Origin of the sequence: Micrococcus terreus (genome assembly GCF_900116905.1) — a bacterium.
GTDB lineage: Bacteria > Actinomycetota > Actinomycetes > Actinomycetales > Micrococcaceae > Citricoccus > Citricoccus terreus.
Window position 1 is genome coordinate 164385 of the sequence record NZ_FPCG01000008.1, and the last position, 11299, is coordinate 175683.

Here is an 11299-nt window from a genome sequence, read left to right on the forward strand (position 1 = left end):
CGGATGCTGCTCGAACAGGTCCACACTGATGCTGCAGTCCACGGTACCGCCCCACCTCACAGGCACACCCCGTCCCACCCCGCGTCCCGCCCTGTGGCGGCGGCCACAGCGCCGCTACTGAGGGGTAACCCCAGGTCTAGAGTTGACCCCATGAATCAGACCACCCCGCGCCGCTGGCGGATGGAACGGATCACCGATCGTGACCATCCGGAGTTCAAGCCACGACTGCGCGGCTGGATCCACGCGGTGATGGCTCCCCTGGCGCTGGCCGCCGGGATCGTGCTGGTCGTCTTCGCCCAGGGCACGGCGCTGACCTGGGCCACCGTGGTCTACGCCATCACCGGCCTGCTGCTGTTCTCGGTCTCGGCCACCTACCACCTGGTGCAGTGGGACCCGAAGGTCGCCCTGGTGCTCAAGCGGCTGGACCACACCAACATCATGCTGGTCATCGCCGGCACCTACACGCCGCTGGCGGTGGCCCTGCTGCCCCCGGAGAAGTCCACGCTGCTGCTGATCCTGGTCTGGGCCGGAGCCCTGGGTGGGGTGGCCTTCCGCCTGATCTGGACCAACGCGCCACGCTGGCTCTACACTCCCGTCTACATGCTGCTGGGGCTGGCCGCGCTGCTGTACATCGGAGACTTCTTCGCCGCCGACCCCACCGCCGCCGTCCTGGTCTGCGTGGGCGGGGCCTGCTACATCATCGGCGCGGTGTTCTATGCGCTCAAGCGGCCGAACATCCACCGCGAGTGGTTCGGCTTCCACGAGCTCTTCCACGCGTTCACGGTGGGCGGATTCGTCTGCCACTACATCGCCATCATGGTGGCGGTCCTGCGCACCTCAGCCCTGACCTGAACGGCCCGGCCGGTCCAGGGTCAGTCGCGGCCGGAGTCCGGACCCTGGGGCTGCTGGGTGGGCTGATCCAGGTACCCGGGGTACTTCTGACGCAGCCGCTCCTGTGGGTCCGGGACATCGCTGTCCGGGTTGCGGCGGATCTCCTCCGGCAGGTGGCTCTGGTACCGCTCCACCAGCATCTCCTCGGCGGTCTCCGAGCGGTGCTTGACGCGGCGGACCGAGCGGATCATCAGCCGGATCACGATGATCGCCATGGCCACCATCAGCGCGGTGAACAGGAACCCCTCGATCCCGGGGGTCACCTCGGTCTGGTCCAGCCCGGGGCGCAGCGTGGGCTCGGGAATGGCCGGCTCAGGGGTGCTGGCAGGGGCCGGCGTCGCCGCGAAGAGCGCAGAGGACAGAGCGTGGAGAGGTGAGGTCACAGCAGTCCAGTCTATCCGACCCGCGCTCAGCGCAGGCCGGTGAAGAGATCGGTCTCCGGCAGGGTGGTCTCCACCCGGGAGTCGATCAGCACGTAGTCCTCCCACGGCCAGGTCCGGCGCAGCAGGGTGTTCGGCGCGGCGAAGAACGGCCCGTCCGGGTCCACCTGGGTGCGGTGGGCGCGCAGCGCGGCATCCCGCTTCTCCAGGTAGTCGCCCACGTGGATCTGCGTGGTGACCTCGTGCTGGGTGGGCCGCCAGGAGCCGGGCTCCGGTTCGTGATCCTCGTTCAACAGCCGCTCGTACCAGGTGATCCGGCTGGCGAAGGGCGACTCCTCCCCTGCGTCCAGGAACGCCTGGTGCAGGGCACGGTACTTGCTGGGGTTGAAGGCGCGGTCGTAGTACAGCTTGGACGGGGTCCAGGGCTCACCGGTGCCGGGATAGCGCTCAGGGTCCCCGGCTGCGCGGTAGGCCTCCACGGTGATCTCGTGGGCCTTGATGTGGTCCGGGTGCGGGTAGCCGCCGATCTCGTCGTAGCTGATCACCACGTGGGGCTGGAACTCGCGGATCAGCCGGACCAGGGGCGCGGTGGCCTGCTCCAACGGCAGCGAGGCGAAGCAGCCGAAGGGCAGCGGGGGCAGCGGATCGCCCTCGGGCAGACCGGAGTCCATGAACCCCAGCCACCGGTGCTCGATCCCCAGGGCAGCACCGGCCTCCTCCATCTCGGCCCGGCGCACCCCGGTGAGGTCACGGTCCAGGCGGATGGTGTCCCCGTACCCGGGGTTGAGCAGGTCCCCCTGCTCGCCGCCGGTGCAGGTGGCCACCATGACCTCGGCGCCGGCCTCCTCATAGGCGGCCATCATGGCCGCACCCTTGGAGGACTCATCGTCCGGGTGGGCGTGCACGGCCAGCAGGCGCAGCCCGTGCGAGGCGGGGACGCCGGCGGCCACGGTCTCAGCGCGCGACTCCTCGGACTCCGGCGTGCCGTAGTCCTCGTGTCCCACGGGGACGCCGAACTCGGCTCCGCCCTGTTCAGGGGTTGCGCTGCTCATGGATGCTGGGCCCTTTCTGACCGCCGGTAGCATGGGGATGATGCCTGAATCACTCGACTCCTCGCCGCCCCCTCTGCCGCAGGACAGCCTAGCCAACCGCTATGGCCGTGCCCAAAGCACCCGTGCCCCCAGCGGGACTGGACGCCGCCGTGGAACGTGGCTGGCCGTCGTCGGGCTGGTCCTGGCCGTGGCCGCCGCCGCCTGGTTCACCTTCTCCGACACCGCGCGGAACCTGACCTGGAAGGACGTGGGGTTCCGGATCGAGTCCCCCACTCAGGCGCAGGTGACCTTCCAGCTGACCAAGGATCCGGAGGACACCGTGGCCTGCGCCGTGCAGGTGCTCAACGAGCAGTACGCGGTGGTCGGGTTCCACACCGTGACGGTGGGTCCGGCCGAGGACGGCCAGGTCCAGACCCCCTCGGATGAGACGCAGTACTACGACGTGGACCTGCGCACCGATGCCGAGGGCGTCAGCGGCGGTGTGGAGTCCTGCTGGATCGAGGAGCCCACCGCCTGAGGTGTCATCCGTTACACTGGATGGCATTGGACTTCGCCCCGCTGAGGGAGCCGCCGAACGTCTGCTGACGATTCGCCCGGCCGCCCCGGCGGGGTTCTTGCATGGCCACCCTCAGGGCTGCATCCGGCAGCACGGTGTCCGGCAGGAGCAGCACGGCGGCTGACTCAGCCGCCCGAGCACACCCCGAAGGAGATGCACGTGCCCACGAGCAACACCGACTCTGCCCCCTGGCTGACCCAGGAAGCCTACGACCGCCTGAAGAAGGAGCTCGACGAGCGCTCCGGTCCGGGCCGCGCCGAGATCATCGACCGGATCGAGCAGGCCCGTGAGGAGGGCGACCTCAAGGAGAACGGCGGATACCACGCCGCGCGTGAGGAGCAGTCCAAGAACGAGGGCCGCATCCAGGAGCTGACCCACCTGCTCGAGACCGCCCGCGTGGGTGATGCCCCCAAGGACGACGGCATCGTGGAGTCCGGCATGGTCGTGGAGGCCAAGATCGCCGGGGACAAGACCACCTTCCTGTTCGGCAACCGCGAGATCGCCGACGACGAGGACGACCTCGAGGTCTACTCCGAGCGCTCCCCGCTGGGTGAGGCCATCCACGGCGTCAAGGCCGGCGAGTCCGTGACCTACACCGCGCCGAACGGCAAGGACATCACGGTCGAGATCATCAAGGCCACTCCGTACAAGGCCTGACCCACCAGACCCGCTCGCACCGGGACTGATGAGGACATCACGACGGCGGCCCACCGGTTGGATCCGGTGGGCCGCCGTTGTGCTGTGGTCAGGCGTGCAGAGAGGACGAGGGGCTCAGGGGCGGACGACGGGCTGATAGCCGGCCGAGCGCAGGCGGCCCAGGACCTCTTCGGAGTGCTCGGCCCCGCGGGTCTCCATGTCGATGGTGATGAACACGTCTCCCATGCCCAGGGAGCCGCCGATCCGGGTGTGGTCCACGCGGGTGACGTTGGCATCGGTCTCGGCGATGATCCGGGAGATGGTGGAGAGCTCGCCGGGACGGTCCCGCAGGGCGATGCGCACGGTGAGGAACCGGCCGGCGGCGGAGAGGCCGGACTGGATGACCTTGAGCATCAGCATGGGATCGATGTTGCCTCCGGAGAGCACCGCCACGGTCCGCTCGGAGGAAATGCCCAGCTCCTCCAGCTTGCCCTCCAGCAGGGCCGCCACGCCGACCGCGCCGGCGGGCTCGACCACCATCTTGGAACGTTCGAGCAGGAAGACCAGGGCGTTGGCGATCGCGTCCTCGGAGACGGTGACCACCCCGTCCACCAGTTCGCGGATGATCTGGAACGGGAGCTGTCCGGGACGTCCCACGGCGATGCCGTCGGCGATGGTGGAGACGTGGGTCAGCGGGACCACGGCGTCCGCGGCCAGGGAGGGCGGATAGGCGGCGGCGTTCTCGGCCTGGACGCCGATGATCCGGATCTGACGGCCCGTGCGGCGGGCCATCTCCTTCACGGCCACGGCCACGCCGGCCAGCAGTCCGCCACCGCCGATCCCCATGATGATGGTGTCCACCTCGGGGTCCTTCTCCAGGATCTCCAGGCCGATGGTGCCCTGCCCGGCCACGATGTCCTCATGGTCGAAGGGGTGGATGACCACGGCCCCGGTCTCCTCGGAGTACCGCTGGGCGGCGGCCAGGGCCTCGTCCACATTGTTGCCCAGCAGCACCACTTCGGCACCGTGGTCCCGGGTGGCCTGCAGCTTGGGCAGCGCCACCCCCAGGGGCATGTAGATCCGGGCCTTCATCCCCAGTTTGGCGGCGGCCAGGGCCACTCCCTGCGCGTGATTGCCGGCCGAGGCGGCCACCACGCCCCGGGCCCGTTCCTCCGGGCTCAGGCGGGCCATGCGCACATAGGCACCGCGGACCTTGAAGGACCCGGCGCGCTGGAGGTTCTCGCACTTCAGGTGCACGGTGGATCCGGTGATCCGTCCCAGGGCCCGGGAGTGGTCCAGCGGGGTGGGGACGATGACCCCGTCCAGCAGCTCCCGGGCGCGCTCGATCTCCTCCAGGCTCACCGGAAGGGTGTTCGACTGCTCGGTCTCTGAGGCGTTGCTGGTCACCGGTCTCCTCCGTCCTGATCCGGCTCAGTGCCGGACTGCTGCGTCTGCGTATTCTCCCCCGATCCGGGCTCGGTGACGGGCGTGTTGCGTGAGCGGCGCCAGGGGATGAGTCGGCGGCGAGGCCGGGCGGAGGGGGATCCGGTGCGCACGGCCACACGGCGCACGGCGCCGTCGATCGTCTCGTAGGCCTTGCCCCACGGGCCCTCCAGCTCGGCCGCGCGTTCGGCCAGCGTGGGCTCCGGCGGCGGTTGGATCACCGGGTCCGGGCGGTCAGCCTCCCAGGGCTTGCTCTGCAGGTACTTGACGGTGGCGTTGATGAAGGCGAGCACGGGCACGGCGAAGATGGCTCCGACCAGTCCGAGCACTGCGGTTCCTCCGGCCACGGCCAGGAACACGGCCAGCGGATGCAGGCTGACCGCCCGGCCCATCACCAGGGGCTGGAGGATGTTGCCCTCGATCTGCTGGACGAGCAGGACCACACCGAGCATCAGCAGGGCGTTGACCCAGTCATTGGCCACCAGGGCCAGCAGCACGGCGATGCCACCGGTCAGCACCGCGCCGACCAGCGGGATGAACGAGCCCAGGAACACCAGGACGGCCAGGGGGAACGCCAATGGCACGCCCAGCAGCCAGGCGCCGGCTCCGATGCCCACGGCGTCCACGAAGGCCACGAAGATCTGCACGCGCACATAGGAGCCCAACGAGGTCCACCCGGCGCGGCCGGCACCGTCGATGGCCCGGCGGTGGCGCTGTGGGACGAACTTGAGCAGGAAGGTCCAGATCCGGTTGCCGTCCAGCAGGAAGAAGATCAGGGCGAAGATGGCCAGCACGGTGCCGGCGGCGATGTTGCCTGCGGTGGAGCCGAACCCGAGGGCGCCGCTGAGGATGGCCTGGCTGTTGTTGCGCACGGTGCCGGCCAGGTCGGAGATGACATCGTTCCACTGGTCGGTGGTCACGCCCATGGAGGCCAGCCAGCCGATGATCCCCTCGAACCCGACGACGATCTGGTCCCGCATGTCGGCGAAGCCCACGGCCAGCTGCTGGCCAGCCAGGTAGAACAGTCCCAGCACGGCGGCGATCAGCCCGAGGATGCACGCCGCGACCGCCAGGCCGTTAGGAACGTGCAGCTGGCGCATCCGGCGGTGGACCGGGGCCAACAGGGTGGCCAGCAGGGCGGCGACCAGGAGCGGGATGACCAGGATGGAGACGTGGCTGAGCAGCCAGATGGCCATGCTCACGGCGATCAGCACCACGATCAGCCGCCAGGACCAGGCAGCGGCCACGGTCAGCCCGTAGGGAACGTCCAGGGCGACGCGGTCGCTGACCTGGAGGTCGGTGAGGGACTCACTGTCCAGTTCCGGGGCCGGCTGAGCCTGCTCTGGCGGTGGGGTGGACATGGGTCCCTCCTGGGTCAGGCCAGCCGCCCGGTGATCCCCCAGGTGGCCGACAGCGTCTGGTCGGTCTCCAACCACACCAGCCCATCGCCTGAGTTCAGGGCGTCAGCCGGTGCGGTCATCGGTTCGAGCGCCACCGCTCGGTGCCGACCGGGATAGCGGTCGGTGATGAACACATGCACGTAGCGGTAGGCGGTCTCGGACCACAGCTCCACCGTACGCCCGTCCGGGGCTGTCAGGATGCAGCGCACGCGCCCGTCCTGATCAGGTGTCAGGTCGGTGTAGGCGGCGTCCAGCAGCCGCTCCCCCACCGGGGCTCCCTGACGGAAGTCGTCCTCGGTGTCCTCGACCGCTCGGCTGCCCACCGGGATGAGCTGCTCATCGGCGATGATCTGGGTGGCACCGGGCACGGTGAGGGTGAGCTCCTCGGAGGGCACCTCGCCCAGCCGCAGGAAGGGGTGGGCGCCGAAGGCGACCGGAGCTGACCGCTCCGAATGATTGATGAGGGACTGGGTGACCTGCAGGCCGCCGTCGGGGTCCAGGTGGTAGTCCACCTGATGGGTGAGACGGAACGGATACCCGTGCTGGGGGTGGATCTGCCCGCGCAGCACCACTCGGTCCTGGCTGTGCAGGACCGGGGTGAGGCCGGTGTTGCGCAGCAGTCCGTGGCTGGCATTGCCGCGGGAGGGCTCGGTGAGGTCCAGCTGTTGGGGCTGCCCGTCCAGGTGCCAGAGCCCGTCCCGGACGCGGTTGGGCCAGGGCGAGAGCTGGATGCCGTTGGCCGAGGGGGCGATCTCGTCCGGACCGTAGGTCTCGATCAGGGCGGTGCCGTGGAGCTCGTAGACGCGGAGGGCGCCGGCCAGGGCGGTGATGACGGCGCGGGCTCCGGCGCGGTGGATCTCGTACTGAACGCCGGTGGCCGCCGACCCCTCGGACGAGGGATCGACGGCCACCGGGAGGTGATCTGCGGTCACGAGGTCAGTCGTTGCCGCGCAGGATCGCCAGGATACGCAGGATCTCGACGTACAGCCAGACCAGGGTCACGGTCAGGCCGAACGCGGCGCTCCAGGAGTACTTCTTCGGAGCACCGGCGCGCACGCCCTGCTCGATGGCGGTGAAGTCCATGACCAGGGAGAAGGCGGCCAGGAAGACGGCGACCAGGCCGATGGCCACGCCCATCCAGCCCGACCGCAGGCCGAACATGGAGTCGGTGACGCCGAAGAGCATCAGGAACAGGTTCACCAGCGAGAACAGCGCGTAGCCGACCATGGCGATCATGAAAATGCGCATGGCCTTGGGGGTGGCGCGGACCTTGCCGGAGGCGTACAGGGCCAGGGTCACGGCGAACACGCACAGGGTGCCGAGCACGGCCTGGGAGGCGATGCCGGGCCACATCTGCTCGAAGACCTGGGAGATGCCGCCCAGGAACAGACCCTCGGCTGCGGCGTAGAGCAGGATCAGGGCCGGCGAGGGCTCACGCTTGAAGGCGTTGACCAGACCGAGCACGAGGCCGACGATGGCGCCGGGCAGCATCAGGGCGGGCATCATCCAGCCGACGACGGCGGTGATCAGCACCACGCCCAGGGTCATCACGGTCTTGGCGATGACGTCGTTGTAGCTCATCCGGCCGGTGTCCACCGGGCCGGCGGCGGGCTGCTGGTACATCTCGTTGAGCTGCTCGGCGGAGTAGCCCTGCGGAGCCTGCTGGCCATACTGGGGCTGACCGAACTGGCCCTGCTGGCCCGGCTGGGTCTGGGTCTGCTGCCCACCGGAGTACCACCCCGGCTGCTGCTGGCCGGAGTGCATCTGCTCCTGGAAGGTCTTGGTGTTGAAGACAGGGTTGGCCACTGGCCATCTCCTCTACTGGTCGCGTCTGGTCCGTCTGACTTGGAAGTCCACCCGTTGGACCGGGCCGGAGGCTGTGACCCAGTCTATAGGCCGAACCTGCATCGACGCTGGGTGGGATGACACGGTCCGCCCACGGCGTAGTGCGGCCCGCCCAGCCCGTTCCTCAGGCGGGGCGGCCGGTGGTGAGCTGAGCGACCAGTTCCGGCCCCAGACGCTGGCGCAGTGCTGAGTCGGCTCGCGTGCCCGTGGCGTCCAGCACGGTGCTGAAGAAGCACCGTGCCGCGGCGGCCAGGATGACGTCGAAGGCCCCCTGTTCGGTCAGACCTGCCCCAAGGACGGCGTCGATGTCAGCCTGGGTGAGGTCAGGAGCGCCACGTGCCACCCGCGCGGCGAAGACGGTGATCATCTCGTCCCGGGTGGATCCGTCGGCGACCTCGCCGGCATCGGCCGCCGCAAGGAGGCGGATCAGGCCAGGCTCGTCGACGTGCCGTTCCAGGAGGACGCTCCCATGGGCGAGGCTGCAGTAGGTGCTGCGCAGGGCCCTGGCCGCCCCGAGGGTGGCGACCTCGTAGTCCCGCTCGTCCATGGAGGCGGTGATCGCCGCGACCAGCCCCCGCCAGGCGGCGTACACAGCAGGACGGCTGGCGAAGGCGCGCTCGTAGTTCGGAAGCGTGGCATCCAGGGAGGAGGTGCTGGGGAGCAGACCCATGGCCTGAACGGTACGCGCGGTCGCGCTGCCGTGTCATCGATCGGCGGACTGGCTGGCGTGCCCCCGGTGGGACTCGAAACCTTTCGAGACTGTGGCCAGGCAGCGAAAACCGCGGAATCTCGCGGAAGTTCATATCCGTGCATCACGCAAAGTTAGGTGGGTTTACGAGCGAATGTTGCCACGATGTTGCCATCGTGGGAGGTTCCCCGTCGCTTAGGGCCGGCAGGGAGATCACGCCAATAAACTGTGTCTTGGTCTTGTCGGCGAAGAACTCCTCATCGACAGCGGGGCCGGTGGCCTCGATGACCGGCTCGTCGGTCGGGGTGGGAGCGGTCAGGGAGACGCCCGATGGCCTCATCCGTGGCCTCGGTGGCGAACTGGCCGCCGAGAGAGCCGCCCCTGGGCTGGTGGGAACGGGAGATGGAGTCGGTCATGCCCGGATGTGTACGGGTTTAGTCCTATGCGCGGGGCAGCTGGCGGTAAAAGTAGAAGGCTGGTGCGGCATCGAGGGCGCCGACCCATGTCCGGCCACGGAACTGCGGAAGGGGCTGCCCTTGGTCCAGTACTTTAAACCCGGCCGCAGTGTAGAAAGACTGCAAATGCTGCACATCGTGCTCATCCGTCACACAGCCGAAGATCACCCGGGTGCCGCGAGCAGACAGCTCGGCATCCACCGCGGACAGGAGGCGTGTACCGAGCCCCTGGCCCCGGTGGTCCGCGGCGACGGTGATTAGATCCAGCTGGTACACGTCATCCAGGACAGGCCCGTAGTCCACTCCGTTCGGCAACTTGCCACCCATCATGACCGACCCTGCCGCGATCATCGGCCGGTTGGCCAAGGCCGCCGCGACCACTCGCCCCTCACTCTCACGGATAAACGGGATGACTGGGCGGTACAGGTCGTCGTGTGCCACCACGGGCACCGCGTTCTCCGCGATGTCCGCGATGTCCGCGAAGTGCAAGCCAAAGAACTCTTGCACCTCAGCTCGTTCCGGGTCCGTCCGGGCCATCGTGGTCTCCACCTGAGTCCACCATCCTTTCGATAGGCGTCACTTTCGAGCCTATGACCGGTGGGTGCCGCGGACCATCCGCACGCATGCCCTGATGGGAGCCCTAACTCACCCTGCCCACCCCTGACCCCTGATTGGACGTGACCATCCCCTTGCAGGCGCTGTACGCAGTGTTCGCAGCAGTCCACCTCAAGATCGCCGACGTCACGTAAGGCCCTCCGGACTCCATTGTGTGACGCCCTGATTGTGGTCTCCGCAGCGTTCCGTACACATAGATTCCCTGAGCCTCACTGAGAACCGTGTGTGCGGAACTGCGGTCCTCAGAGGAGAGTTTGGGTTCAGTCCTCGTGGGCGGCCCAGAGGACCGCGTCTAGATCGGACAAACGCCAGCTGCGGGTGTTCGCGGCGTGGAACATGACCTCGCGCAGATGGTCGTAGCCCTGCCTCTCAATCCCGGCCCGGGTCGCGGCCAACCGGATGCGGGAGTCCACGGCGGTGGCCTCGGTGATCCCGCACAGGATGTCGAAGTAGTCGAGGGTCTTGGGCCCGATGTTGCGGATCCGGCGGAGCTGGGCCCGCAACGGTGCGCGGGTGTGCTCGTCTTCGAGGGCTTCACGCAGCTGGTCGGTGGTGTCGATACCGTGGTCGGCGAACACCGTGGCGGTCTCGGCCATCTGGACCAATCGGGTCGGTGAGGACCAGTCGATGACCTTGCCCAAGCCGGCTAGGCCGGTGTTCAGGGACCAGTCGAAGGTGCTGGTATCCCCGTCACCGGCAAGCCGGCGAAACCCTGTGGTGGTCACAGCCTTGGGCCACGCCTCGATGATCTTGGCGACGCGCGGGGCGACCGTGGACCCGTACTTGTTGCGCCTCTGCAGGGCAGAGTCAACGATGAGCCCGCCCATGTGCTCCTGTCCGCGGTTCACCTGCACGGCGCCGTTCAGGCCCTGTGCGTCCATGTAGGACAGCAACAGCTGGGCATCGACGGTGACCTGCGTGTTCTCGCTCATGGGTCCAACCTATCTTCCCTGGGGTTGTGAATCGCCCTGGGTTTCTTGGAGACTCCTGACCTTGGAAACGAGGATGGGGTTATGCCGAAGGACATCTCGAAGGATCAGCCGACCACGCGTCGGTACAGCGCGGAGGAGAAAGCCGCAGCGGTGCGGATGGTGCGCACGCTGCGCGCCGAGCTAGGTACCACCCAGGGCACCGTGAAACGAGTCGCCGAGCAACTGGGATATGGCACTGAATCGGTGCGGACCTGGGTCAAGCAGGCTGACATCGATGAGGGCCATACCCCGGGCGTCACCACCGACGAGGCCGCGAGGGTGCTGGCTTTGGAGCAGGAGAATCGCGAGTTGCGCCGGGCCAACGAGATTCTCAAGAGGGCTGCTTCTTTCTTCGGGGCGGAGCTCG

Annotated in this window: 13 protein-coding genes; 4 read left to right on the top strand and 9 right to left on the bottom strand. The window is 68.3% G+C overall.

Features of this window, described 5'->3' with window-relative positions:
• Positions 1 to 150 precede the first annotated feature (150 nt).
• Entirely contained in the window at positions 151 to 852 is a 702-nt protein-coding gene (trhA, locus tag BM355_RS10435) for a PAQR family membrane homeostasis protein TrhA (protein ID WP_091698156.1), read from the top strand.
• A gap of 20 nt (positions 853 to 872) precedes the next feature.
• Here trhA and BM355_RS10440 read toward each other — a convergent pair whose 3' ends face one another.
• Positions 873 to 1274, bottom strand: a complete 402-nt coding sequence (locus BM355_RS10440) for a hypothetical protein (protein ID WP_091698158.1) — start codon at positions 1272 to 1274, stop codon at positions 873 to 875.
• 26 nt (positions 1275 to 1300) lie between these two features.
• A complete protein-coding gene (gene mca, locus BM355_RS10445; protein ID WP_423794394.1) occupies positions 1301 to 2221 on the bottom strand; it encodes a mycothiol conjugate amidase Mca in 921 nt (306 codons plus the stop codon).
• A 142-nt stretch (positions 2222 to 2363) separates the two neighbouring features.
• Between mca and BM355_RS10450 the strand changes: the two genes are divergently transcribed.
• Both BM355_RS10450 and greA read left to right on the top strand, forming a co-directional pair.
• Complete coding sequence (locus BM355_RS10450; protein ID WP_091698228.1) at positions 2364 to 2840, top strand: DUF4307 domain-containing protein; 477 nt, start codon at positions 2364 to 2366, stop codon at positions 2838 to 2840.
• A 192-nt stretch (positions 2841 to 3032) separates the two neighbouring features.
• Entirely contained in the window at positions 3033 to 3536 is a 504-nt protein-coding gene (greA, locus tag BM355_RS10455; RefSeq protein ID WP_425435623.1) for a transcription elongation factor GreA, read from the top strand.
• Between the two features lie 114 nt (positions 3537 to 3650).
• Here greA and ilvA read toward each other — a convergent pair whose 3' ends face one another.
• The 7 genes from ilvA to BM355_RS10490 all read right to left on the bottom strand — a co-directional run bounded on the left by ilvA (position 3651) and on the right by BM355_RS10490 (position 10893).
• On the bottom strand, positions 3651 to 4922 hold the full coding sequence (ilvA, locus tag BM355_RS10460) for a threonine ammonia-lyase (protein WP_091698163.1): 1272 nt from the start codon (positions 4920 to 4922) through the stop codon (positions 3651 to 3653).
• Positions 4919 to 6319, bottom strand: a complete 1401-nt coding sequence (locus BM355_RS10465) for an AI-2E family transporter (protein ID WP_091698165.1) — start codon at positions 6317 to 6319, stop codon at positions 4919 to 4921. Before BM355_RS10465 ends, ilvA begins: the two co-directional genes overlap by 4 nt.
• Positions 6320 to 6333: 14 nt before the next feature.
• A complete protein-coding gene (locus BM355_RS10470; protein WP_245760741.1) occupies positions 6334 to 7290 on the bottom strand; it encodes an aldose 1-epimerase family protein in 957 nt (318 codons plus the stop codon).
• Positions 7291 to 7294: 4 nt separating this feature from the next.
• A complete protein-coding gene (locus BM355_RS10475) occupies positions 7295 to 8122 on the bottom strand; it encodes a Bax inhibitor-1/YccA family protein (RefSeq protein WP_375544965.1) in 828 nt (275 codons plus the stop codon).
• A gap of 205 nt (positions 8123 to 8327) precedes the next feature.
• A complete protein-coding gene (locus BM355_RS10480) occupies positions 8328 to 8873 on the bottom strand; it encodes a carboxymuconolactone decarboxylase family protein (protein WP_091698169.1) in 546 nt (181 codons plus the stop codon).
• 458 nt (positions 8874 to 9331) lie between these two features.
• The gene (locus tag BM355_RS10485; protein ID WP_091698172.1) at positions 9332 to 9895 is read right to left on the bottom strand and encodes a GNAT family N-acetyltransferase; all 564 of its coding nucleotides are present in this window, start codon (positions 9893 to 9895) and stop codon (positions 9332 to 9334) included.
• A 326-nt stretch (positions 9896 to 10221) separates the two neighbouring features.
• Positions 10222 to 10893 carry a hypothetical protein gene (locus BM355_RS10490; RefSeq protein ID WP_091698175.1) on the bottom strand — a complete coding sequence of 224 codons (672 nt, stop codon included), beginning with the start codon at positions 10891 to 10893 and terminating at the stop codon, positions 10222 to 10224.
• Between the two features lie 81 nt (positions 10894 to 10974).
• Here BM355_RS10490 and BM355_RS10495 point away from each other — a divergent pair.
• On the top strand, positions 10975 to 11299 hold a 325-nt coding region (locus BM355_RS10495; RefSeq protein ID WP_143109482.1), incomplete at its 3' end, for a transposase.